Here is a 25,341-nt window from a genome sequence, read left to right on the forward strand (position 1 = left end):
CCGGAGAAAATAACATGATGATTCGGTTTAGGTTCACATCTGTTTTTTCGATGTTGTTAAGTATGGTTTTGCTTATCCCTCTGTCTGCCAGAGCGGCGGTTGAACTGACATTCTGGCATGGCATGGACAGCAATCTGAATACCGAATTGATACGGCTGGTCAATCGGTTTAACGCATCTCAGACGACATATCATGTTGAACCTATCTATAAAGGTAGCTATGAGCAGACGCTGGCTGCGGGTATTGCCGCTTATCGCACCGGTAATGCACCGGATATTTTGCAAGTTTATGATGTCGGTACGCCGAATATGATACACAGCGGGGCGATTGTTCCGGTGTATGACCTGTTCAAACAGGTCGGTATCGACAATGATGAAAAAGCCTTTCTGCCTGCGGTAGCATTGTTTTATAGCGATAGCCAAACCGGGCATTTGATTTCCCAACCGTTTAACAGTTCAACCCCCGTTCTCTACTACAACAAAGATGCTTTTATCAAAGCAGGACTCGATCCCGATAAACCCCCACGGACCTGGAACGAATTGGCCTACGATGCGGCACGACTGCGTCAGAGCGGGATGACATGCGGCTACACGAATGCCGGGCAACAGGGTTGGATATTGCTGGAAGCCTTTAGCGTGTGGAACGGATTGCCGATCGCGACAAAAAACAATGGATTCGACGGTGTCGATACGCATTTGCTGGTGAACGGTCCGTTGCAGGTCGCACATATCAACCAGCTTGCGGAGATGATGAAGAAGAAAGAGTTCAGCTATTTTGGCCGCAATGACGAGGGGACTACGCGCTTTTATAACGGCGATTGCGGCATATTGACGACCTCATCGGGTGGGTTACGTAAGATTCAGAACTATGCAAAATTTCATTACGGTGTAGGCATGTTGCCTTACAGCGAAGACGCTAAAGGGGCGCCGCAGAATACGTTCATCGGCGGTGCAAGTCTCTGGGCCATGAAAGGGAAAGCCGCATCGCATTATCAAGGGATCGCTGAATTCCTGCATTTCCTGACGCTGCCGGAAAATGCTGCCGAATGGCACCAGATGACGGGCTATCTTCCGGTGACGCAACCCGCTTACGAACTGACGCGTGAGCAAGGGTTTTATGCCCGATACCCCGGCAGCGATGTTGCCATGAAACAGCTCACCAATAAGCCGCCTTTACCTTATACGCGTGGATTCCGACTAGGTAATATGCCGCAAATCCGTACCATCATGGACGAAGAGTTGGAGAAAGTTTGGGCAGAGCAAGAAACGCCGCAGCAGGCGTTGGACAATGTGGTTTCGCGTGGCGATCTTCTGTTGCAGCATTTTGCGCAGTCGGTTTCCCGTCATTCATGATGTTCCCCGTTTATGTGGAGTTTTTGACTGATGACAAAGCAAAGTAAAGGTGTAACGCAGGAATTGATTGCGGCGCAGAACACGGCGGTTCTGACGGTAGCACATCGCGGTGTCTGGGCGTCGGCACCGGAAAATTCGCTGGCGGCGCTGCGCGAAGCCATTCGATTGGGGGTTGATATCGTGGAGATAGATGCGCAATTAACGGCTGATAGCCATGTTGTTGTGATTCATGATAATACACTCGATCGCACAAGCAATATGAGGGGGAAGGTTGGCAAGATGACGCTGGCAGAGATTCGCCAGGCGCGTCTACGCGGGAGTGATGGCAGTTCGGCATGGCCGTTAAGTAACGAAAAAATCCCGCTGTTGTACGAGGTACTCGAAGAGGCTCGTGGGCGTATTGTTATCAATGTGGATGTGAAAAATGAGCGGGAATTTGGTGTCATCGCTCGCGATATTCGTGATAAAGGTCTCAGTGCGGGGGCGATCATGAAAAGTCCTATCCATCTTGCTGCTGCCCGTTTTCCTCTCGTTTCACCGTCGGCGGACTCCCAGATACCGTACATGCCGTTGATCGACCTCCAACGAGGGGAAACCGTCGATATTCTGCGGCAAATTGACGATTTTGGCGTTGCCATGGTGGAAGCCAATTTTGATCATATTGATACATTGGTTGAGACGTATGCTGAATTTCAACGGCTTGGCGTACGTATCTGGGTAAACACACTGGATTGTGCGCATCCGCTAGATTACAGCGATACTCGCGCTTTAGTCGATCCTGACGCTGTATGGGGGGCACTCATTCGAGCTGGTGTCGGTGCGATTCAGGTCGATCACGCCGCTGCATTTATCGATTTTCGGTCAACGCTAGTACGCTGATCTATCAGGGCTACCAGCAGACAAGATGCCGCTTTCCTCTTGAAAAATGTAAAGTTATGTGGATTTAGTAACTGAAAAGTTAAGAATACTTGAAAATACCACGACAACCCATACGATGTAGGTGTTGTAAACTTTATTTTTCTGCGAGAGGAAATCAGACCTTTATGATGCGTATTGCGCTTTTCCTGATCACCAACCTGGCGGTGATGTTGGTTTTCGGGCTGGTACTCAGCCTGACGGGAATTCAGTCCAGCAGTGTCCAGGGCTTAATGATTATGGCTGGGCTGTTTGGCTTTGGCGGTGCGTTTGTTTCACTGCTGATGTCTAAATGGATGGCGTTGCGTTCCGTTGGCGGTGAGGTCATTGAACAACCACGTAACGAAACCGAACGCTGGTTGGTGGAAACGGTGCGTTCACAGTCACAGCAGGCTGGGATCGCGATGCCACAGGTGGCTATTTACCATGCGCCAGACATCAATGCGTTCGCGACGGGAGCTCGTCGTGATGCTTCTCTGGTGGCGGTGAGCACGGGTTTGCTGCAAAACATGAGTCGTGACGAGGCTGAAGCGGTTATCGCGCATGAAATTAGTCATATCGCGAATGGTGACATGGTAACGATGACGCTGGTTCAGGGCGTAGTAAACACCTTCGTTATCTTTATCTCTCGCCTGATCGCTCAGGTCGTTTCCGGTTTCTTGTCCGGTAATCGTGATGAAGGCGAAAGCAGTAACGGCAATCCGCTGGTTTATTTTGCCGTTGCTACCGTGTTGGAACTGGTATTTGGTATTCTTGCCAGCATTATCACCATGTGGTTCTCACGCTATCGTGAATTCCATGCAGATGCCGGCTCCGCCAAGCTGGTGGGGCGTGAAAAAATGATCGCGGCACTACAACGCCTGAAGACCAGCTACGAACCGCAGGAGGAGGGCAGCATGATGGCCTTCTGCATTAACGGAAAATCGAAATCCTTCAGCGAGCTCTTCATGTCACACCCGCCGTTGGATAAGCGCATCGAGGCGCTGCGCTCCGGTGAGTACCTGAAGTAATTCACGGTAGTTTTCTTCCCAAAGGCCCATTCGGGCCTTTGTTATTTCTGCGCTTATTGATTCATCGATCCTGCACTTTATCTGCCCGAATGTTTTCATTAGATCTGAAACAGGTGGTGAAAATAGGAAGAATGTTTTATAAAATAAAACCACGATCACGGAAAAATGAAACATTGTTTCTATAATGCCGATATAACAGGCGTCTCGCGTGAGATTGGTGGCCTGATTTTTGAACAACCAGTGTCGGCGTGGCCGACTCGCTGGGCGAGCGGAATATCAGGTTATCGGAGAGTATGCGCGTGTGGCGTCAGATTCTTCATGATAAGTTCTAAGGATTTACGGATGGCCAAAGGTAACAAGATTCCCCTAACGTTCCATACCTATCAGGATTCAGCAACCGGCACCGAAGTTGTGCGTTTAACCCCGCCCGATGTTATCTGCCACCGCAACTATTTCTACCAGAAATGTTTCTTCAACGATGGCAGCAAACTGCTGTTTGGTGCGGCGTTTGATGGTCCATGGAACTACTATCTGCTGGATTTAAAAGAGCAGAATGCCACGCAGTTGACGGAAGGCAAAGGCGACAACACCTTCGGTGGTTTCCTGTCCCCGAATGACGATGCGCTGTATTACGTTAAAAATACCCGTAACCTGATGCGCGTCGATCTGGCTACGCTGGAAGAGAAAACCATTTATCAGGTGCCTGATGACTGGGTTGGCTACGGTACTTGGGTTGCCAATTCCGATTGCACTAAAATGGTCGGTATTGAGATCAAAAAAGAAGACTGGAAGCCACTGACTGATTGGAAAAAATTCCAGGAATTCTATTTCACTAATCCTTGCTGCCGTCTGATTCGCGTCGATTTGGTAACGGGCGAAGCAGAGACGATCCTTCAGGAAAATCAATGGCTGGGTCACCCAATTTACCGTCCAGGCGATGACAATACGGTCGCATTCTGCCATGAAGGTCCACACGATTTGGTTGATGCCCGTATGTGGTTCATCAACGAAGATGGTACCAACATGCGTAAAGTGAAAGAGCATGCAGAAGGCGAAAGCTGTACCCACGAATTCTGGGTGCCAGATGGTTCTGCGATGATTTACGTCTCTTACCTTAAAGACGATACCAACCGCTATATCCGCAGCATCGATCCCGTTACGCTAGAAGATCGTCAACTGCGCATCATGCCGCCATGTTCTCACCTGATGAGTAACTATGATGGCACGTTGTTGGTTGGTGATGGTTCCGATGCGCCAGTCGACGTGCAGGATGATGGTGGCTACAAAATTGAGAACGATCCGTTCCTGTATGTTTTCAACCTGAAAACCGGCAAAGAACACCGCATAGCACAACACAATACATCTTGGGAAGTGTTGGAAGGCGACCGTCAGGTCACCCACCCACATCCTTCTTTCACGCCGGATAATAAACAAGTCCTGTTTACTTCTGACGTAGATGGAAAACCTGCGCTGTATCTGGCGAAGGTTCCTGATTCCGTCTGGAACTAATAATACTAATAAGTCCGCGTCACATTTTATGGCGCGGATTATTTTAAAATATTTACTTACATATTATTTTATTAAGTCTCTGACGCGGTTATTTCTCAATCTTAACTTGATTATCGTTATTGCTCCATTGCCATAATCAAAGCGTTCCCTTTATACTAAAACCATTGTTCTATTTTTTTTAAAACAAAAAAAACCTGAGTAGGGTAACCACAAAAATGGCTATTGCAGATTTAGATAAACAACCCGATTCCGTGTCGTCCGTTTTAAAGGTTTTTGGTATTTTGCAGGCATTAGGTGAAGAGAGAGAAATTGGTATTACCGAGCTTTCTCAGCGCGTCATGATGTCCAAGAGTACCGTTTACCGCTTCTTGCAGACGATGAAATCCCTGGGCTATGTTGCGCAGGAAGGTGAATCGGAGAAATATTCGCTGACGCTCAAGTTGTTTGAACTTGGTGCGAAAGCATTGCAGAACGTAGATTTAATCCGCAGTGCGGATATACAGATGCGCGAGTTGTCTGCGCTGACGCGAGAAACGATCCACCTTGGCGCGTTAGATGAAGACGGCATCGTTTATATCCACAAGATTGATTCTATGTATAACCTGCGCATGTATTCGCGCATCGGTCGCCGTAATCCATTGCACAGTACCGCAATTGGTAAAGTGCTGTTGGCGTGGCGCGATCGTGGTGAAGTGGAAGAAGTTCTCTCGACGGTAGAATTCACTCGCAGCACACCACATACGTTGTGTTCTGCTGAAGATCTTCTTAACCAATTGGATGTTGTGCGCGAGCAAGGCTACGGCGAAGATAACGAAGAACAGGAAGAAGGGCTGCGTTGCATCGCTGTTCCGGTATTCGATCGCTTCGGTGTTGTGATTGCTGGCCTCAGTATTTCTTTCCCAACAATTCGTTTTTCAGAAGAGAATAAACACGAATATGTGGCCACGCTGCACACCGCAGCCAGAAATATCTCAGAACAGATGGGCTACCACGATTACCCTTTCTGATATTCCTTATCGTTTGCTAAGCCTGTCCTTGTCGACAGGCTTTTTTTTATGGCGGGCCGTCGTGAGCAACGTTGAAAAACGTTCCCACGTTTTTTTATTTTTTGCACCAATACGATAGCGATGTGCATCAGCATGCTGTGGATAACGGACGGCGTCGGGTATCGAATTTGGTTACGCCCTGGTGTTAAGATAGCCCGTAGATGTCTGTCTAAGTAGCGATAAGTGGAGTCGTTGTGAACATATTAGAAGTGGTTTTTGTCTTGCTGGTTGTGCTACTGGCCGCACTGGTTTGGTTTTTTGTCAATCGGGCGAGCGTCAGAGCGAATGAGCAGGTGAAATTGCTGCAAGAGATCGTAGAGCAGCAACGTCAGCAGCTAGCGTTATTGAAAAAATTGTTACCCCAGAATGTAGAGAAAAGCGAGCCTGAAGCGCTTGTCGCCGAGCTCGGTCGTGATGATGTGGAGTTAACGTTCAAAAATGTCATTCCTGAACGTTAATAGCCCAATCACTGTGTAGCGCTTAAATACACTTCTTTTGCCTGTTTGCCTCCGCTTTCATTCGGGGGGCGTAAGCAGGCATTGTTATAAAAATGAAGAAGGCTTTACAGGAAGCATAAAAACAACATGGCAAATGCTCAGAACAACATAGCAAACGATCAACAGGAACTGGTTTTAAAACGGGGGCTAAAAAATCGGCATATTCAGTTGATAGCACTGGGTGGTGCTATTGGTACTGGGCTGTTTTTAGGGATATCGCAGACTATTCAAATGGCTGGCCCGTCCGTCTTATTGGGCTATGCGATAGCCGGCATGATCGCGTTTCTGATTATGCGGCAACTGGGTGAGATGGTAGTAGAAGAACCAGTAGCGGGTTCATTCAGCCATTTTGCCTTTAAATACTGGGGTGATTTTGCGGGTTTCCTCGCAGGTTGGAACTACTGGGCGATGTTTATTCTGGTAGGGATGGCGGAGTTGACCGCCGTGGGGATTTATATCCAATACTGGTGGCCGGAGACGCCAACCTGGTTGTCTGCGGCGATCTTCTTTGTGCTGATCAACCTGATCAATCTCGTTAATGTGCGGATGTTTGGGGAAACAGAATTTTGGTTCGCCATTATCAAAGTACTTGCCATCGTCGGAATGATTGTCTTTGGCAGTTGGCTGTTGCTGAGTGGTAATGGTGGCGAAACGGCGACGGTTCGTAATTTATGGATTCATGGCGGATTCATGCCGAATGGCGCAAGCGGCTTGATCATGGCGATGGCAGTGATCATGTTTTCATTCGGTGGCCTGGAGTTGGTGGGGATCACAGCCGCAGAAGCGGCCGATCCGAAACGTTCTATCCCTCAGGCGACTAATCAGGTGGTGTACCGCATCCTGATTTTCTATATCGGCGCGCTGTCTATTTTGTTATCACTCTACCCGTGGGGGAATGTGGTCGGCGGCGGTAGTCCGTTTGTCCTGATTTTCCATGCGCTTAACAGCAACATGGTGGCGAACGTGCTCAACGTCGTGGTGCTGACGGCAGCATTATCGGTTTACAACAGCGGCGTATACTGTAATAGCCGGATGCTGTACGGTTTGGCAAAACAAGGAAATGCGCCGAAGTCTTTGGCTAAGGTTAACGCGCGCGGTGTGCCCGTTCGTTCTATCGCGCTGTCGGCGTTGGCGACCTCACTTGGCGTAGCGATTAACTACCTGATGCCGGGTAAAGCCTTTGAGCTGCTGATGGCGTTGGTGGTGTCGACGCTGGTGATTAACTGGATCATGATCTGCTTTGCGCACCTGCGTTTTCGTCAGGCGATGATCGCGAAGGGGGTTGTTCCTGCGTTTAAAGCCTTCTGGTATCCGTGGGGTAACTACCTGTGTCTGGCATTTTTGGCAGGGATTTTAGTGATTATGCTGCTGTCGCCGGGAATTCGCATTTCGGTCATTTTAATTCCGTTCTGGATTGCTGTTATTTGGCTTGGTTTCCGATTTTCCCGCAGAAATAACGCGATGCTCAAATCGACACAAACACAGTAAACACTCCCGTGGCCTGTTCATCGCGCGGTAACGATGCGCAGGCTACCCATCCGGCTTTAACACACCACTTATAAGGTGTATTATTGTCGCCGACGTTATCCATGTCACGCTACTGCGCGCCTGTAGTGTTCGCATCATGTGTATATATTTCACAGAGTACAGAGAAATAGCATGGGTAACACTTTTGATTTTCAATTGATATGCGATTTTTTGCATGTGAGCTTTCGTGTGGCTCACCACTGTAAATAAGGGAATTATAATGCCAGTTATCACCCTTCCTGATGGAAGTCAGCGTCATTACGACCACGCCGTTTCTCCCCTCGATGTTGCACTTGATATTGGTCCCGGTCTTGCAAAAGCCTGTATCGCCGGACGTGTTAATGGCGAGCTGGTTGACGCCAGCGATAAGATCGATACCGATGCACAGTTAGCCATTATTACCGCCAAAGATGAAGCCGGTCTGGAGATTATTCGTCACTCCTGTGCGCACTTGTTGGGCCATGCGATCAAGCAACTGTGGCCAGATACCAAAATGGCGATTGGTCCGGTTATTGATAACGGTTTTTACTATGACGTTGACATCGACCGTACTCTGACTCAGGAAGACATTGAGCTGCTCGAAAAGCGTATGCATGAGCTCGCTGACACTGACTATGACGTAATCAAGAAAAAAGTCAGTTGGCAGGAAGCACGCGACGCGTTCGCTGCGCGCGGTGAGACCTACAAAATTGCGATTCTGGATGAGAACATCAGCCACGACGATCGTCCAGGTCTGTATCACCATGAAGAATACGTCGATATGTGCCGTGGCCCGCACGTACCGAATATGCGTTTCTGTCATCATTTCAAATTGCAGAAAACCTCTGGTGCTTACTGGCGTGGCGACAGCAAAAATAAAATGCTGCAACGCATCTACGGCACCGCATGGGCGGATAAAAAGCAGTTGGCTTCTTACCTGCAACGTCTTGAAGAAGCGTCTAAGCGCGACCACCGCAAAATCGGTAAACAACTTGACCTGTATCACATGCAGGAAGAAGCGCCAGGTATGGTGTTCTGGCACAACGACGGCTGGACGATCTTCCGCGAGTTGGAAGCGTTTGTACGCATGAAACTGAAGTCGTACCAGTATCAGGAAGTGAAAGGTCCATTCATGATGGATCGCGTGATGTGGGAAAAAACCGGCCACTGGGAAAACTACAAAGAAGCGATGTTCACGACGTCATCAGAGAATCGTGAATACTGCATCAAGCCGATGAACTGCCCGGGCCATGTACAGATTTTCAATCAGGGATTGAAATCTTATCGCGATCTGCCGCTGCGTATGGCTGAGTTCGGTAGCTGTCACCGTAATGAACCGTCAGGTTCTCTGCATGGCCTAATGCGCGTGCGCGGCTTCACTCAGGACGATGCGCACATCTTCTGTACGGAAGAGCAGGTTCGTGATGAAGTGAACAGCTGCATCAAGATGGTGTATGACATGTACAGCACCTTCGGTTTTGAAAAAATCGTGGTGAAACTGTCTACGCGTCCTGAAAAACGCATTGGTAGCGATGAGATGTGGGATCGTGCTGAAGCCGATTTGGCGGCGGCGTTGACTGAAAATAACATTGAATTCGCTTATCAGCCGGGTGAAGGGGCGTTCTATGGCCCAAAAATTGAATTTACCTTGCATGACTGTTTGGATCGCGCGTGGCAGTGTGGTACGGTGCAGCTCGACTTTTCATTGCCGGGTCGTTTGAACGCCTCTTACGTTGGCGAAAGTAATGAGCGTCAGGTGCCGGTTATGATTCACCGGGCTATTTTGGGTTCAATGGAGCGTTTTATCGGTATTCTGACCGAAGAATTCGCTGGTTTCTTCCCAACCTGGCTAGCGCCGGTTCAAGTGGTGATTATGAATATCACCGACAGTCAGTCTGATTATGTCAACGAATTGACCCAAAAATTGCAAGAAGCGGGCATTCGTGTGAAAGCAGACTTGAGAAATGAGAAGATAGGCTTTAAAATCCGCGAACACACTTTACGACGCGTTCCCTATATGCTGGTTTGTGGCGACAAAGAGGTCGAGGCAGGAAAAGTTGCTGTCCGTACTCGTCGTGGTAAAGACCTGGGGAGCCTGGATGTCAGTGAAGTTATCAGCAAGCTGCTGCAAGAGATTCGCAGCCGTAGTCTTCATCAATTGGAGGTATAGGTATTAAAGGCGGAAAACGAGTTCAACCGGCGCGTCCTAATCGCATCAACAGAGAGATTCGCGCACATGAGGTACGCCTAACTGGCGTCGAAGGCGAACAGCTTGGCATCGTAAGTCTAAATGAAGCATTAGAAAAAGCCGAAGAAGCAGGTGTTGATTTAGTTGAAATCAGTCCGAACGCCGAGCCGCCGGTTTGCCGAATTATGGATTACGGCAAGTTCCTTTATGAGAAGAGTAAGGCTACAAAGGAACAGAAGAAAAAACAAAAAGTTATTCAGGTCAAGGAAATCAAATTCCGACCTGGTACCGATGATGGCGACTATCAGGTCAAACTACGCAACCTGGTTCGCTTTCTGGAAGATGGTGACAAAGCTAAAATCACACTGCGTTTCCGCGGTCGTGAAATGGCACACCAACAGATTGGTATCGAAGTGCTTAACCGCGTTCGTGACGATCTGAGTGAACTGGCAGTTGTCGAATCCTTCCCATCGAAGATCGAAGGCCGTCAGATGATCATGGTGTTAGCACCGAAGAAGAAACAGTAAGGCATTCAAGTAGCGGAACCGCACTGCTTTTATTTTGCGTTAAGCAGTAAATCTGTGCGGTTTTGTTCGCCTTATCTGATTCGTTTTATTAACAATGCGAAGTGGAAATAAAAATGCCAAAGATTAAAACAGTACGTGGCGCCGCTAAACGCTTTAAAAAAACCGCTAGCGGTGGTTTTAAGCGTAAGCATGCTAACCTGCGTCATATTCTGACCAAAAAGTCAACTAAGCGTAAACGTCACCTGCGTCCAAAAGGTCTGGTCTCCAAAGGGGATCTGGGTCTTGTTATCGCATGTCTGCCGTACGCATAAGTAACCTTTTTTTAATTCAGAATAAGACTTTAGGAGAGAGCATATGGCTCGCGTAAAACGTGGTGTAGTTGCCCGTGCACGTCACAAGAAAATATTGAAACAAGCGAAAGGTTACTACGGTGCCCGTTCGCGTGTTTATCGTGTTGCCTTCCAGGCAGTAATCAAAGCTGGTCAGTACGCTTACCGCGACCGTCGTCAACGTAAACGTCAATTCCGTCAGCTGTGGATTGCACGTATCAATGCGGCAGCTCGTCAAAACGGTTTGTCTTACAGCAAATTCATCAACGGCCTGAAAAAAGCCTCTGTTGAAATTGACCGTAAGATTCTGGCCGATATCGCAGTATTCGATAAGTTAGCGTTCAGCGCGCTGGTCGAAAAAGCGAAAGCGGCACTGGCGTAAGTCAGTTGAGAGAGGGAGCTTTGGCTCCCTCTTTTCGTCAAACGCTATAGTTTTCGGTGTTTACAATGCCGTTGGTTATTTACACGTTTTTGTGGTTCTCAAAACAAGGTAAAGCAAGTATGAACGCTGCTATTTTCCGTTTCTTTTTTTACTTTAGCGCCTGAACTCAGGGGGCTTTGCGCGTAAGAAAAGAAACGAAAAGTAGCGCTTAAGCCTCCCTAAGGGAGGCTTTTTTATTTATAATTATCGGTTTTTACTATCGTTTTTAGTAAAACGACATTCTTCAATCATGACAGTTGGCCGCATAGGCAGAAAAAGAGGAACACAATGCCACATCTCGCAGAACTGGTTGCCAAAGCCAGAACAGCTATAGAAGAGGCCCAGGATGTTGCCGCACTGGAAAATGTGCGTGTCGAATATCTGGGTAAAAAAGGTCACTTAACCCTTCAGATGACCTCGCTGCGCGAGTTGCCGGCTGAAGAACGCCCTGCTGCTGGTGCTGTCATTAACCAGGCTAAGCAAGACGTTCAGGACGCGCTGAATGCCCGTAAGCAAATGTTGGAATCTGCTGAATTGAATGCGCGTCTGGCGCAAGAAACCATCGATGTGTCCCTGCCGGGCCGCACCATTGAGAATGGTGGTTTGCACCCAGTGACGCGCACTATCGATCGCATCGAAACCTTTTTTGGCGAGCTGGGTTTTTCGGTGGTCACCGGGCCAGAAATCGAAGACGACTACCACAACTTTGATGCGTTAAATATTCCAGGGCATCACCCCGCACGTGCTGACCACGATACGTTCTGGTTCGATGCTACGCGTCTGCTGCGTACACAGACTTCAGGCGTTCAGATCCGTACCATGGAAAAACAGCAACCGCCTATTCGTATCATTGCGCCGGGCCGTGTTTATCGTAACGATTACGATCAGACCCACACGCCAATGTTCCATCAGATGGAAGGGCTGATTGTCGATAAAGACATCAGCTTCACCAATCTGAAAGGTACGCTGCATGATTTCCTGCGTAATTTCTTTGAGGAAGATTTGCAGGTTCGCTTCCGTCCGTCTTATTTCCCGTTTACCGAGCCGTCCGCAGAAGTGGATGTCATGGGTAAGAACGGTAAATGGTTGGAAGTACTGGGTTGCGGCATGGTGCACCCTAACGTCCTGCGTAATGTCGGTATCGATCCCGAAGTTTATTCCGGTTTCGCATTTGGTATGGGCATGGAGCGTCTGACGATGCTGCGCTATGGTGTGACCGATTTGCGTGCATTCTTCGAAAATGATCTGCGTTTCCTCAAACAGTTTAAGTAAGGCGGGTATACATCATGAAATTCAGTGAACTCTGGTTACGCGAGTGGGTAAACCCGGCGGTTGACAGTGAAACGTTATCCGAACAAATCACGATGGCTGGGCTGGAAGTGGATGGCGTTGAGCCTGTTGCTGGCGCATTCGACGGAGTGTTTGTCGGTGAAGTGGTTGAATGTGGGCAGCACCCGAATGCAGATAAACTGCGTGTGACAAAAGTCAATGTTGGTGGCGATCGCCTGCTGGACATCGTTTGCGGCGCACCGAACTGCCGTCAGGGTCTGAAAGTGGCGGTAGCGACGGTAGGTGCCGTGTTGCCAGGCGACTTCAAAATCAAAGCTGCCAAACTGCGTGGCGAGCCGTCTGAAGGTATGCTGTGCTCATTTTCCGAATTGGGTATTTCCGACGATCACGATGGCATCATCGAGTTGCCAGCAGATGCGCTGATTGGCACGGATATTCGTGACTACCTGAAGTTAGATGACAACGCGATTGAAATCAGCGTGACACCAAACCGTGCTGATTGCTTAGGTATCATCGGTGTGGCGCGTGATGTGGCGGTATTGAATCAAATGGCGTTGAATGAACCGGCTGTTGAGCCCGTTGCCGCGACAATTCAGGATACCTTCCCAATTCAGGTTGATGCGCCACAGGCATGTCCACGCTATTTAGGCCGTGTAGTGAAAGGCATCAACGTTAAGGCGGCAACGCCGTTGTGGATGCGTGAAAAACTGCGTCGTTGCGGTATTCGTTCTATCGATCCCGTGGTTGACGTGACCAACTACGTTCTGCTGGAACTCGGCCAGCCGATGCATGCATTCGATCTTGACCGTCTCAACGGCGGCATTATTGTGCGTATGGCGAAAGAGGGCGAAACGCTGACGCTGCTGGATGGTAACGAAGCGAAGCTGAACGCCGATACGCTGGTTATTGCCGACCAGCAGAATGCATTGGCAATGGGCGGTATCTTTGGCGGCGAGCATTCTGGCGTCAATGAAGAAACGCAAAACGTTCTGCTGGAATGTGCCTATTTTAACCCGCTGTCGATTACTGGACGCGCACGTCGCCACGGCTTGCACACTGATGCCTCTCACCGTTACGAACGTGGTGTTGATCCGGCGTTGCAACACAAAGCTATTGAACGTGCCACTCGTTTGCTGATTGAGATTTGTGGTGGCGAAGCCGGCCCGGTCGTTGATGTCACCAGCGACGCTGATTTGCCAACGCGTGCAACGATTACGTTGCGTCGTGAAAAGCTGAATCGTCTGATTGGCCATGTGATTGCCGATGAGCAGGTGAGCGATATCCTGCAACGTTTAGGCTGTAACGTGGTGAGAACTGACACCGGCTGGCAGGCGACTGCACCGAGCTGGCGCTTTGACATGGAAATCGAAGAAGATCTGGTTGAAGAAGTCGCGCGTATTTACGGCTACAACAACATTCCGAATATTCCTACTCAGGCTCCGTTGATCATGACCGCGCATCGTGAAGCGTCATTGTCATTGAAGCGCGTTAAGGCACTATTAGTCGATCACGGCTATCAGGAAGCAATTACTTACAGTTTTGTTGACCCGAAAATTCAGGGGTTAATCCACCCTGAAGAAGCTTCTCTGAGTCTGCCGAGCCCGATTTCAGCAGAGATGTCGGTGATGCGTTTATCACTGTGGAGTGGCTTATTAAGCGCCGCTGTGTATAACCAAAACCGTCAACAAAGCCGCCTGCGCCTGTTTGAAAGCGGTCTGCGTTTTGTACCGGACACCAGTGCTGACCTGGGCATTCGCCAAGATCTGATGCTGGCAGGTGTGATTACGGGCACGCGTTATGAAGAACATTGGGATCTGGCGCGTCAGGCCGTTGACTTCTATGATTTAAAAGGCGATTTGGAAGCGGTACTGGCATTGACGGGCAAATTGTCTGAGATTGAATTCAAAGCCGAAAATAATCCGGCATTGCATCCAGGACAAAGTGCTGCTATTTATCTGTGCGGAGAACGCATTGGATTTATTGGCGTTATTCACCCAGAGCTGGAGCGCAAGTTGGATCTTAACGGGCGCACCGTGGTGTTCGAATTGTTGTGGGATAAGGTTGCAGACCGCGTATTGCCTGATGCGAACGAGATTTCCCGCTTCCCTGCGAACCGTCGTGATATTGCCGTTGTGGTCGCTGAAAATGTCCCTGCGGGTGATATTTTGGCCGAGTGTAAGAAAGTTGGCGCAAATCAGTTAGTTGGCGTAAACTTATTCGACGTGTACCGAGGGAAGGGCGTAGCGGAAGGTTATAAGAGTCTGGCTATCAGCCTGACACTGCAAGATACCACGCGTACACTGGCAGAAGAGGAAATTGCCGCTACCGTTGCTGAGTGCGTAGCAGCATTAAAACAGCGATTCCAAGCATCCTTGAGGGATTGAACCTATGGCGCTTACTAAAGCTGAAATGTCAGAATACCTGTTTGAGAAGCTCGGGCTGAGCAAACGGGATGCCAAAGACCTAGTCGAGCTATTTTTTGAAGAAGTTCGTCGCGCTTTGGAAAATGGCGAGCAGGTCAAGTTGTCAGGTTTTGGCAATTTTGATTTGCGAGACAAGAACCAACGTCCTGGACGTAACCCAAAAACTGGCGAAGATATTCCGATTACGGCGCGCCGTGTGGTCACGTTCCGTCCGGGGCAAAAGCTGAAAAGCAGGGTAGAGAACGCCTCTCCCAAAGAGTAATTGTGTCACTCAAAAAGGCCGCGCAAGCGGCCTTTTCCTCTTTGAGCCTTGACTGATAACACGCTTTCTATGAGGAAGTTAGGTGTTCCATGTGAAGAATGGGAAAAGGCTTGCCATACGAATCTTGCTCCGAACGGTGCTTTACGATAAATCCCATTGTTTCGTAAAATTTTCTGGCTCTTCCATTTTGCTCATTAACATCAACTTTTGTTATCGGAAAGTGTGTGAGCACGAATGTGACCAGTTCACTGCCAATGCCGTTACCGCTCCAGTGGGGTGCTACAAATAGCATCTCGATGGTGTCATCTGACAGGCCAATAAAGCCCTTTATTTCACTTTTATGTGCTCTTATAACCAACACATTCAATGCGGGTAGATAATCGTTCAGAATACGTGGACGAAAAAAATGGATGTCCTCCTCACCGAGAAAAGTATGTGTGGCGCGAACGGATGACTCCCAGAGTGCGGTTAATGTGGGAAAGTCTGCTGGTGTGGCCGATTCAATCATGCTCATGAATAATAATGGTACTCTCTGTTGCTGAGTTAATGCGGAAAAATAGGTTATTTAGACGATTTTTTAATATTTTCCGATGTTACACTTTTTGGTCGTGGATAGTCCGGCACGGGGCGATAATCGTCAATTAAGTGGCGTATTGCCAAAATAGGGTGACGTAGCAGCATCCGTGGCCCAGACCAGCGCATAATTGCTTTAATTGCTTCACGCCTGGCTGGCTGATAGCAGTGGATAGGGCAATGCTTACACGCGGGCTTCTCTTCACCAAAATGACAGCGCTCCAGACGTTTGATGGCGTAGCTAAATAGGTCTTTATACTGTGTGCTGTCGTTGGTTTCTGGGTGGCGCTTTTCATACAGTTCGATCATCAACCCGACGGTACGAATCTCCCGCTGTCGGTATTTTCCCAGGGGTTTTCTCGCCATGTGCGTCATGTCCTGATGAAATCATAATAGATGTATTTTAAATGCAATTTATGGCAAGGGAAACCTCTTACGTCACATGAACGTGCAAAAGGCGGAGAGAAAAAGGCGAGGAGAACCCTCGCCGAAGAAAAGAAGGTATCAGGCCTGACCGAATTGTGCCTGATGCAACGTCGCATAAATGCCACTTTGTTCCAGCAACGCTTGATGACTGCCTTGCTCAATGATGCTGCCATTATCCACTACCACAATGCGCCCCGCGTTCTGTATGGTTGCCAGTCGATGCGCGATAACCAACGTGGTGCGTCCTGCGGATAGTTCGCTAAGCGATTGCTGTATCGCCTGCTCCGTCGCCGTATCTAGCGCGGATGTCGCTTCGTCAAGAATCAGGATCGGCGGATTTTTCAGGAAGATCCGCGCGATGGACAAACGCTGCTTTTGCCCACCCGACAGCTTAACACCGCGTTCGCCGACTACGGTATCCAGCCCTTCAGGCAGATTTTCGATCAGTTCATCTAATCTGGCCCGTCGTGCAGCTTCCATGATTTCGTCATCGCTGGCACCAAGTTTGCCGTAGGCGATGTTTTCTCGAATGGTGCCGCCGAATAGGAAAACATCCTGCTGTACGATGCCAATTTGGCTGCGCAGTGACGCCTGCGTCATCTGGCGGATGTCCATGCCGTCAATAGTGATGGCTCCGCTAGTTAAATCGTAGAAGCGGGGCAATAGAGAGCAAAGAGTGGTTTTACCTGCACCGGACGGGCCAACAAACGCTACGGTTTCTCCCGCGCGAATTGACAGGTTGATATTGCGCAGAATTGGGCGTTCGGCGGAATAACCAAAGCCTACCTGTTTAAACTCGATATTACCTTTCAGAGGCCCTGCATCATGCGCATCAGGGGCATCGGCAATCTCGGGAACCGTATCGATCAGTTGAGTAAAGCGCTTGAATCCCGCAATGCCCTTGGGATAACTCTCCAGCACAGAGGTAATTTTGGCAACAGGGCGGAAGAAAACCTCAATCAGCAGCAGAAAACCGATAAAACCGCCGTAGGTGAGCTCTCCCTGAATGACATACCAGATACCTGCCAGCATCACGATAAGCTGTATCAGGCGCGTGCTGAGGTAACTGAGCGTCATGCTGGCGGTCATGATGCGGTAGGCCTGCAATTTGGTACGGCGATAGTTTTCGTTGTCGTTAGAGAACAGTTTCTTCTCATGGGCTTCATTAGCGAAAGCTTTAACGACACGGATACCGCCCACGCTCTCTTCAATGCGGGCGTTGAAGTTGCCCACTTGACCAAAGAGCTGACGCCAGGTTTCCGTCATTCGTGCGCCATAGCGGCTGACGAGATATCCCATGAAAGGCACGATAACAATCGTTAGCAGCGCCAGATTCAGGTGAACCGTCGCCATCAGAATAAATGCGCCAATAAACGTCATAATAGCGAGGAACAAGTCTTCCGGGCCGTGGTGGGCGATTTCACCCACTTCTTCCAGATCTTTGGTGACGTGCGTGATGATATGCCCGGTCTTCATATTATCGTAGTAACGGAACGGCAAATTTTGCAGGTGCTCAAATGCCTGCCGGCGCATGTCGGTTTCAATCCCCACGCCCAGGGCATGTCCCCAATAGTTGACGATGGCCATCAGCGCGGTATTCAGCAGATAGACTGCCAATAGCGCCACCGACGCTAACAGGATCAGTGACCAATCCTGCGCCGGTAACAGTTTGTCGATGAACGCTTTAATCGCCATCGGAAACCCTAATTCAAGCAGGCCTGCGATAATGGCACAGCCAAAATCGAGGACGAATAACCCTTTATAGGGAGAATAGTACGAAAAGAAACGGCTTAACATGTGGACTTTTTTAGGTAACGAAATGTGAAGGTGACTATAACAGGTTAGTGAGAATAATGTGACCGCGAGCAGATTAAGGTTTTTATTGGCCAGAAAGTCTAACCGGAAACGAATTAGCTCGAGGGTGACCGTGTCGCATACCAGCAGAGTAATGAGCCTGCTGTGACCATTGCGACGCCTTGCCAAAACGAAATGGCGGGCGTGATATTGAGCCAGATCGCCGCCAGCAATGTCGAAAGCACGGGCGTGAAGTAAGAGGCGGTTGCCAGCAGCGTCAGATTGCCGTATTGAATACCGGCATTCCATGCTGAATAAGCCAACGCGGCTGAGGCCCCCATAAAGAGCAATTCCAGCGAACTCGGCAACGTTAATGAAATCGGCCCTTCGGCACTGAAGGCATACTGAATCCATAGCACGAGCGAAGCGATGAAGAAGAACAACGATACACCGCTTTTTCCCTGCCCGTAACGCTTGGTGATATTGCAGTATAGCGCCCAGGTCAAAGCCGCAGAAAATGCCAAACTGTAGGCCAGTGGGTTAGCAAGAATGTTGTTCCACAGGAGCTCGGGTGTCCAGTCACTTTCTCCTTTCATAATCCAGACGATACCACCCAGCGCGAGTGCGAGGCCTGGCCAGAGCAGAAAACGGCTTTTCTGCTGATTGATAAAAAGAGAAAAAAGGATGGTCAGACTGGGCCACAGATAGTTAATCATCCCGATTTCCATCGCTTGCATGCGGCTATCGGCTAATCCGATAGACAGAGACAGAAATATTTCATAGCAGACAAATAGCGCACCGCCCGCGAACAAATAGATTCTGGGTAGCGCGTTAATGCGTGGAAGACCATAAAACGCCAGTAAGCATAGCGTGCTGGTGGAGTAAATCATTGCCGCTCCCCCAATCGGGCCGAGCGCCTCTGTCAGGCTACGGATAAGCCCAACGGATGTACTCCATAGAATGATGGCGAGTAAGCCTGTGAGCGTGGCGCGCTGTGGTGTCATGTTTATCCCTGCCATCCTTCAAATTGCCTGTACGTTGGTTGCATTGCCTGGTCTTTCCATGGCTGTGGCCTGATGAACCAACGCTTCACGTTATTCAAAACGCTAATATTTTGTCCTGCCACTTGAATGCGTGACGGTGTCGTAAAGTGCGTACAGAAGGAATCAAGTTCGAACCGGACGTTATTGTTAGCGCCCGGTGGTGTTTATAGTGATGGTTTACTGCCAAAAGTCATCAAACACGGTAATAGGTGGACGACGCTTGTGCTCTGTTTTCCGATACCAGTTCTCGATCGTAGCCGCATCTTTAGCGTCGATCTGCTTACCTTCCAGATAATCGTCGATCTTTTCATAGGTCACGCCCAGTGCGACTTCATCGGGAAGGGAAGGACGATCTTCTTCCAAATCGGCCGTTGGGGCTTTTGTATAAAGATGAGAAGGGCAGCCCAGTTCGCGCAACAGCGCTTTACCCTGACGCTTATTCAGCCGGAAAATAGGGTTGATATCGGTACCCCCATCTCCGTATTTGGTGAAAAAGCCCGTTACTGCTTCTGCTGCATGATCGGTGCCAACGACAAGACCTGCATTCATGCCTGCGATGCTGTACTGTGCTTTCATGCGTTCTCTGGCTTTTTCATTACCTTTGACAAAATCAGAAAGCGCTACGCCAATGGCGCGTAATGTGGCTTCACTGGCTTCGATTGCAGGCTTGATATTTACGGTGAGTACGCGATCGGGTTGGATAAAGGCGATGGCATCCTGACAGTCAGCTTCATCAGCCTGTACGCCGTAAGGTAGTCGGACCGCGATGAATTGATAGCGAGAATTTCCCGTTTCATTGCGCAATTCCGTGATAGCCGTCTGGCAGAGTTTGCCTGTCAAGGTAGAATCCTGACCGCCGCTGATGCCCAACACTAACGACGTAACAAACGGGTGAGCATTCAGATAATTCTTTAAAAAATCAACGCTAACACGGATTTCCTGTGCTGGATCGATGCGACTTTTCACTCCCAGCGCAGCGATAATGTCGTTTTGTAATGACATGCCATCTCCCTCCTGAACTTATTGATACTGAAAAAGAATTATTACGATTACTTGAGTGTAAAACGAATCGACGTGAAGAAAAAGAGCAAGCTGTCAGGTAGTCATTTTCCCTATAGATACACCGTTTTTGACTATCGGCCAATATGTTACATATCCACGTTATGATTTGAAAAAGTGGTCGCCGCCGACTAGCCTTAGGGGGACCCATTAATAATGAGGTGATGAGATGAAGAATAACAGATTACTGATGTGTATTGCGGCAGCGGGTGCTGTCATGCTGGCGGGATGTTCGGCTTATAACAAAGCAGAAAGCTATGTTAATGAGCCCGTGGTGAAAGATGTGAAGGTGGGAATGACGAAGCAGCAGGTCCACCAACTTGCAGGCAGCGGAATGGAGAAACGGCTGGTAAATGCCAAGGGAACCTGTAGTGATTATCTGCTGAAAAACCGTGATGGGACTGCGCAGAACTATTTTGTGAGCTACAACGATACGGGGCATGTCCTCAACAAAGGTTTCCAAACCTGTCAGGCTTATGACACAAACCCACAGCGCTAAGTAACCTGATTGCACGATATCGTCATAAAAAAACGTAGGGAACGTTTTTCAACGTTGCGCAGCAACGGCCCGCAGGGTGACGGACAAGGATGCCGTCATAAAAAAACGTAGGGAACGTTTTTCAACGTTGCGCAGCAACGGCCCGTAGGGTGACGGACAAGGATGTCCGTCATAAAAAAACGCCGACAGCATGAGCCGTCGGCGTTTTCTTTTGTGCAGCAACATGGCTTAGCGATGTGTCAATTCCGCATCATCCTGCGCGTTGAAAACCGTTTTATCCGTCTGCTTCATCAGTTGGCTGGTGACGGTTCCTGCTGTCATCGAGCCGCTAACGTTGAGTGCGGTACGACCCATATCGATAAGCGGTTCAATGGAGATTAGCAAAGCCACGAGCGTTACTGGTAGCCCCATCGCGGGCAAAACGATTAACGCGGCAAAGGTGGCACCGCCGCCTACGCCAGCTACGCCAGCGGAACTGATTGTGACGATACCGACCAGCGTCGCGATCCAGACGGGATCGAGCGGGTTAATTCCGACCGTTGGTGCGACCATCACGGCCAGCATCGCTGGATAAAGACCGGCACAGCCGTTTTGACCGATTGTCGTACCAAAAGACGCCGCGAAGCTGGCGATAGATTGCGGCACACCGATGCGGCGCGTTTGTGCTTCGATGCTAAGTGGAATGGTTGCCGCACTGGAGCGACTGGTAAACGCGAATGTCAGTACCGGCCAGACTTTGCGATAAAAACGCGCCGGATTGATACCGGTAAAAGACAAAATCAGCGCATGGACGCCGAACATTATTGCCAACCCCAGATAGGACGCAACAACGAAGCTACCCAGTTTGAGGATGTCTTGCAGGTTGGAGCTAGCAACCATTTTGGTCATGAGCGCCATGACGCCGTAAGGGGTTAACTTCATCACCAGACGAACAAGCTTCATTACCCAGGATTGCAGTGTGTCGATGGCGGTTAATACACGTTCGCCTTTCACTGCATCATCTTTTAACAGTTGTAACGCGGCAACGCCAAGGAAAGCCGCGAAAACGACGACGCTGATGATCGATGTTGGGTTAGCGCCAGTCAGTTCCGCAAATGGGTTTTTAGGGATGAATGACAGGATAAGCTGAGGAACGTTAAGATCAGCAACTTTGCCTGCGTAGTTGCTTTCAATTGCCGTTAATCGTGCGGTTTCTTGCGCACCCTGTACCAGTCCGGTTGCCGTCAGGCCAAACAAATTGGTGACAAAAACGCCGACCAGCGCAGAAATCAGCGTGGTGATCAACAAAGTGGAAAGCGTCAAAACGCTGATTTTCCCTAGTGATGAGGCATCATGCAGTTTGGCAACGGAATTGAGAATGGAGATAAATACCAGCGGCATCACGATCATTTGTAGCAGCTGTACATAACCATTACCGACGATGTTAAACCATGAGATGGACTGCTTAACTACCGGGTTGTCGCCGCCATAAATCAGATGCAGTGCCAGACCAAATAACACCCCAACAACCAAACCCAGCAATACCTTCTTTGCCAGGCTCCAGGATGGATTGCGGTTGGTATAGCCTAATCCGAGCAGTAATACGACAAATAGCAGAATATTTATGAGTAGCGGAAAATTCATCCGACTTTGCTCCCTATCAGTGAATCGCAACACATTGCCCACGATCCCGCTCAGTAGTGCAGAATGGCGGAGGCGGTGTGATTTTTTGCGATAAAAAATAACAAACGCGCACAGGATAACAGGTCTTTTGCCATCATGTTACAGAGATATGTCTGACGGTAGGTAACGCGGCTATTTCACGTATTGAAAGAGGTACGTTTGGGCTGACTGTAAAAAGCGAAATGACTGCTCGTAGGTACAACAATCCAAATTTTTTTGCGGTTGATACAGTGAAAAACCGATGCAAGCAAGACACAGGAAACGCTCCAATTGATTACCTTTTTGGCTGTTTAAAATCGGTAAGCGGAAACGCCAGCGGCATGGCCAGAGTAGGGGAACACCGGAGGGGGTCAACATATCGGCGAGAATATGGCTAAGATAACCGACGATCATGGCATGATAGGCATCAGTCGGAATCGGCCAACTCGGTGGTAGGCGCGTCTGAATAAAGAAAATACCCGTAGCGATAGCAAGGAGGCTGTGAGTAAATCCCCGATGACCAAAAAGCCGCGCAATAGGTGTAGAAAGCCACTTGAGGCGCTGTCCAAGAACGGATTTGGGGTGATCGATATCGGGTAGCAGCGCGGTAAGGAGTGCTCCAGGGATAATGTGCCACCAATCTCCGGTAGCCAGCGCTGGCGATAACTCAACTTTTTTAGCCAGAATCGCGCAGGCAACAGAAAAAAGCAGGTGTCCTTCCGCAGTCATGAAACTTCTCAAATAAAACTGTTATTTTATACAGTATAAGAGATTATCTCTGTCTGCGGAAGCGGTGACAGCGTAACGATTTATTACGCTACATCTCTATCATGGTACGGCTTTGGGCTGTTCTACGGGTAAAGCTTGCAGCCAATTGTCCAGCAGTTGAGGCCATGCTGCTGCGGGAAGTCCCTTGGTACCGCGTAGGCCGAAGCCGTGTTTACCTTTCTCAAAGAGATGCATTTCAACCGGAATTTTTTCCCCTCTCAGTGCACTGAACATGACCAGACTGTTATCAACAGAGACTGACGGATCGTCAACGGCATGTACCAGAAACGTAGGGGGCGTTTGAGCCGTAACCTGTTTCTCTGGAGAATAACGAGCCACCTGCGCTTCCGTTGGCTGTTCACCGATTAATTGTTTGCGTGAACCGGCGTGCGCAATATCGGCTTGCATAGAAATCACGGGATACATCAGCACCATGAAGTCAGGACGTGCGCTTACGCTATCGATGGCATCCATCGCAGGATAAACGGATTGTGCGAATCGGGTTCCGAGGCTAGCGGCAACATGACCACCAGCAGAGAACCCCATAATACCGATGCGCTGTGGGTTAATGTGCCACTTCTCAGCATTGGCTCTCAGTGTCCTTATTGCTCGCTGTGCATCAGCCAGTGGGGCATCTGCGCCTTCTTTATGGCCCTCGCCGGGCATGCGATAGGTCATGACGAAAAGGGTGTAACCTTGCTGGTTAAAGAACGGTGCCAAATCGCTGCCTTCTTTATCCAGTACGACACGTTGATAAGAACCGCCGGGCGTAATGAGCAATGCCATGCCATTGGGTTTCTCTGCCTGATAAACGGTAATTTCGGGGCTGCGAATACCCATCGCCGCTCGGTCGGGGAGTGAAGCATCTTTACTTCGTTCGACGACTTGCGGCTGTACCGTTGAAGAAGAAGCTCCTGGTGCATCACCGTGTGGCCAGACAGGAAAAACAGGGTGGGCGTAACTTAATCCATTTACAGACATCATAATGGCCCCGACAAGCAGAGAACGAACAATCATGATAGATCACCTGACAAAGGGAAAGGGGGTGGGCGATGATAAAAAAATAGGGTAGCCATTACATCGGAGAAAAAATGACTACCCTGAACCGCAAAATTTAATAAAGAAGTAACATTCATACACGAAGAGGGTAAATCAGACACAGCAATTCCAACAGCTAAAACGCATGCAACTAAAAATATTAACTCGATCGTATGTAACAAAGAAACGTAACTAACTTGCTTAACCAACAACAGATATCGTAATAAAGGGATGTTAATGATAAAAGAAAAACCAAGTAAACAATTAACAATAACATCCCTTTTTCTAACTAATAACGCTTATTTAAATAACAAGGCCGTTATTAGAAGTTGTATTGCACACCAACACGGTAACGAGTCTGACGCTCATCGCTGAGTTTATCAGCAGCAATGTTTCCGACTTCTACATAAGGAGTCCAGTTTTTATCCCACTTGTAGGAAAGTTTTACGTTGTGATCGATTTTCCATGTTTCATTATCGGCCTGGTAGTTATTAGCTCTGTTTGATTTTTTATAATCAGTTTCATAACTGATACCAAAATCTTTCAGGAATTTATAACTTAATGTACCTGTGAGGTTATAACCATTCTCGGATGTATTGGCCTTGCCAATGTTTCCGCTGGTACGAGTATAGTAAGGGCGATAACGTAATGAGTAAGACAAATCTTTAATGATGTTAACTTTACCGGTTAAGTACGGTTTGTAGGTGCTGCTCGTGTTGTTTGACTCAAACGTTAAACCTGGTTCAACAGAGAATGTGTCATTGATTTTGTAGGCATAGCTAGCTTTTACTTCTGTGCCGTTACTTACGGGCTCATTAAGCGGTTTATCTGGTGTTGTGTCACCATTTTTCCATTTAGCTTCGACGGAAATACCAAAGCCATTATCAAAACGGTGAGACATTGAAAGACGATCTTTATGATCACCTTTAGCAGTGTCTTGCATTTCATGACGGTAATCGATGGTTACGGCCATTGCATTTACACTAATTAATGAGGTAACTGCCAGAGCTAGTAATTTAACTTTCATTGTTATATTCCCTACTGGTTAGGAAGTCGCTTAATAAAAACACGCATTATGATTTTTGGGACAAGTTCTATTCTATTTATTATTAAATTACGTTCTGTGATCGAGATCGTCTTGGGTAACAAAAAGTAAAATAGGGTTTCAAATTGTGAGGGAGATCGAATTGAATATAGCGGATGTTTTAATTTAAATGAAAAATCC

Annotated in this window: 25 protein-coding genes and 1 other annotated feature; of the genes, 16 read left to right on the plus strand and 9 right to left on the minus strand. The window is 48.6% G+C overall.

The features are described 5' to 3' along the window. Positions 1-14: 14 nt before the first annotated feature. The 15 genes from ugpB (at position 15) to ihfA (ending at position 15,275) form a co-directional block, all read left to right on the plus strand. Positions 15-1,352 carry a sn-glycerol-3-phosphate ABC transporter substrate-binding protein UgpB gene (ugpB, locus tag E2566_RS09960; protein ID WP_107170614.1) on the plus strand — a complete coding sequence of 446 codons (1,338 nt, stop codon included), beginning with the start codon at positions 15-17 and terminating at the stop codon, positions 1,350-1,352. A 30-nt stretch (positions 1,353-1,382) separates the two neighbouring features. Further along, positions 1,383-2,231, plus strand: a complete 849-nt coding sequence (locus E2566_RS09965) for a glycerophosphodiester phosphodiesterase family protein (RefSeq protein WP_107170613.1) — start codon at positions 1,383-1,385, stop codon at positions 2,229-2,231. A 164-nt stretch (positions 2,232-2,395) separates the two neighbouring features. Next, positions 2,396-3,277, plus strand: coding sequence for a protease HtpX (gene htpX, locus E2566_RS09970; RefSeq protein ID WP_107170612.1), 882 nt, complete (start codon positions 2,396-2,398; stop codon positions 3,275-3,277). 342 nt (positions 3,278-3,619) lie between these two features. After that, positions 3,620-4,786 (plus strand): oligogalacturonate lyase, encoded by a 1,167-nt coding sequence (ogl, locus tag E2566_RS09975; protein ID WP_107170611.1) that lies wholly within the window; start codon positions 3,620-3,622, stop codon positions 4,784-4,786. 215 nt (positions 4,787-5,001) lie between these two features. Beyond that, positions 5,002-5,793 (plus strand): DNA-binding transcriptional regulator KdgR, encoded by a 792-nt coding sequence (gene kdgR, locus E2566_RS09980; protein ID WP_107170610.1) that lies wholly within the window; start codon positions 5,002-5,004, stop codon positions 5,791-5,793. A 233-nt stretch (positions 5,794-6,026) separates the two neighbouring features. Next, complete coding sequence (locus E2566_RS09985) at positions 6,027-6,290, plus strand: YebO family protein (protein ID WP_107170609.1); 264 nt, start codon at positions 6,027-6,029, stop codon at positions 6,288-6,290. 126 nt (positions 6,291-6,416) lie between these two features. Next, positions 6,417-7,817, plus strand: coding sequence for an amino acid permease (locus E2566_RS09990; RefSeq protein WP_107170608.1), 1,401 nt, complete (start codon positions 6,417-6,419; stop codon positions 7,815-7,817). A gap of 259 nt (positions 7,818-8,076) precedes the next feature. Further along, positions 8,077-10,005, plus strand: coding sequence for a threonine--tRNA ligase (thrS, locus tag E2566_RS09995; protein ID WP_107170607.1), 1,929 nt, complete (start codon positions 8,077-8,079; stop codon positions 10,003-10,005). A gap of 2 nt (positions 10,006-10,007) precedes the next feature. After that, positions 10,008-10,550, plus strand: a complete 543-nt coding sequence (gene infC, locus E2566_RS10000; RefSeq protein ID WP_107170606.1) for a translation initiation factor IF-3 — start codon at positions 10,008-10,010, stop codon at positions 10,548-10,550. Positions 10,551-10,663: 113 nt separating this feature from the next. Then, entirely contained in the window at positions 10,664-10,861 is a 198-nt protein-coding gene (rpmI, locus tag E2566_RS10005; RefSeq protein ID WP_010275699.1) for a 50S ribosomal protein L35, read from the plus strand. A gap of 43 nt (positions 10,862-10,904) precedes the next feature. Next, positions 10,905-11,261 (plus strand): 50S ribosomal protein L20, encoded by a 357-nt coding sequence (rplT, locus tag E2566_RS10010; RefSeq protein WP_005968887.1) that lies wholly within the window; start codon positions 10,905-10,907, stop codon positions 11,259-11,261. Positions 11,262-11,375: 114 nt separating this feature from the next. Then, positions 11,376-11,499: a sequence feature (Phe leader region), on the plus strand. Continuing rightward, entirely contained in the window at positions 11,381-11,425 is a 45-nt protein-coding gene (pheM, locus tag E2566_RS21705) for a pheST operon leader peptide PheM (protein WP_106120997.1), read from the plus strand. (Overlaps the previous feature by 45 nt.) A gap of 89 nt (positions 11,500-11,588) precedes the next feature. After that, on the plus strand, positions 11,589-12,572 hold the full coding sequence (gene pheS, locus E2566_RS10020) for a phenylalanine--tRNA ligase subunit alpha (protein WP_039489639.1): 984 nt from the start codon (positions 11,589-11,591) through the stop codon (positions 12,570-12,572). 14 nt (positions 12,573-12,586) lie between these two features. Continuing rightward, a complete protein-coding gene (gene pheT / locus E2566_RS10025) occupies positions 12,587-14,974 on the plus strand; it encodes a phenylalanine--tRNA ligase subunit beta (protein ID WP_107170605.1) in 2,388 nt (795 codons plus the stop codon). Positions 14,975-14,978: 4 nt separating this feature from the next. Beyond that, complete coding sequence (gene ihfA, locus E2566_RS10030) at positions 14,979-15,275, plus strand: integration host factor subunit alpha (protein WP_005968881.1); 297 nt, start codon at positions 14,979-14,981, stop codon at positions 15,273-15,275. A 67-nt stretch (positions 15,276-15,342) separates the two neighbouring features. On the opposite strand, the gene E2566_RS10035 is transcribed toward ihfA, so the two are convergent. From E2566_RS10035 to nadE, 5 genes are all read right to left on the minus strand, one after another. Beyond that, positions 15,343-15,789, minus strand: coding sequence for a GNAT family N-acetyltransferase (locus tag E2566_RS10035; RefSeq protein ID WP_107170604.1), 447 nt, complete (start codon positions 15,787-15,789; stop codon positions 15,343-15,345). A 47-nt stretch (positions 15,790-15,836) separates the two neighbouring features. Then, a complete protein-coding gene (locus tag E2566_RS10040; protein ID WP_107170603.1) occupies positions 15,837-16,214 on the minus strand; it encodes a nitrous oxide-stimulated promoter family protein in 378 nt (125 codons plus the stop codon). Between the two features lie 138 nt (positions 16,215-16,352). Further along, positions 16,353-18,071 (minus strand): ABC transporter ATP-binding protein, encoded by a 1,719-nt coding sequence (locus E2566_RS10045; protein ID WP_107170602.1) that lies wholly within the window; start codon positions 18,069-18,071, stop codon positions 16,353-16,355. 113 nt (positions 18,072-18,184) lie between these two features. Continuing rightward, positions 18,185-19,072 (minus strand): aromatic amino acid DMT transporter YddG, encoded by an 888-nt coding sequence (gene yddG, locus E2566_RS10050; RefSeq protein WP_107170601.1) that lies wholly within the window; start codon positions 19,070-19,072, stop codon positions 18,185-18,187. A gap of 216 nt (positions 19,073-19,288) precedes the next feature. Further along, a complete protein-coding gene (gene nadE, locus E2566_RS10055) occupies positions 19,289-20,113 on the minus strand; it encodes an ammonia-dependent NAD(+) synthetase (RefSeq protein ID WP_107170600.1) in 825 nt (274 codons plus the stop codon). Positions 20,114-20,339: 226 nt separating this feature from the next. Between nadE and osmE the strand changes: the two genes are divergently transcribed. After that, a complete protein-coding gene (gene osmE / locus E2566_RS10060; protein ID WP_048260337.1) occupies positions 20,340-20,669 on the plus strand; it encodes an osmotically-inducible lipoprotein OsmE in 330 nt (109 codons plus the stop codon). Between the two features lie 228 nt (positions 20,670-20,897). On the opposite strand, the gene E2566_RS10065 is transcribed toward osmE, so the two are convergent. The 4 genes from E2566_RS10065 to E2566_RS10080 all read right to left on the minus strand — a co-directional run bounded on the left by E2566_RS10065 (position 20,898) and on the right by E2566_RS10080 (position 25,143). Then, complete coding sequence (locus E2566_RS10065; RefSeq protein ID WP_107170599.1) at positions 20,898-22,292, minus strand: L-cystine transporter; 1,395 nt, start codon at positions 22,290-22,292, stop codon at positions 20,898-20,900. A gap of 171 nt (positions 22,293-22,463) precedes the next feature. Then, a complete protein-coding gene (locus E2566_RS10070) occupies positions 22,464-23,039 on the minus strand; it encodes a metal-dependent hydrolase (protein ID WP_015730415.1) in 576 nt (191 codons plus the stop codon). Positions 23,040-23,138: 99 nt separating this feature from the next. Then, entirely contained in the window at positions 23,139-24,095 is a 957-nt protein-coding gene (paeX, locus tag E2566_RS10075; protein WP_107170598.1) for a pectin acetylesterase PaeX, read from the minus strand. Between the two features lie 343 nt (positions 24,096-24,438). Then, on the minus strand, positions 24,439-25,143 hold the full coding sequence (locus tag E2566_RS10080; protein WP_107170597.1) for an oligogalacturonate-specific porin KdgM family protein: 705 nt from the start codon (positions 25,141-25,143) through the stop codon (positions 24,439-24,441). Positions 25,144-25,341 lie beyond the last annotated feature (198 nt).

The sequence above is a fragment of the Pectobacterium punjabense genome, from assembly GCF_012427845.1.
Lineage (GTDB): Bacteria > Pseudomonadota > Gammaproteobacteria > Enterobacterales > Enterobacteriaceae > Pectobacterium > Pectobacterium punjabense.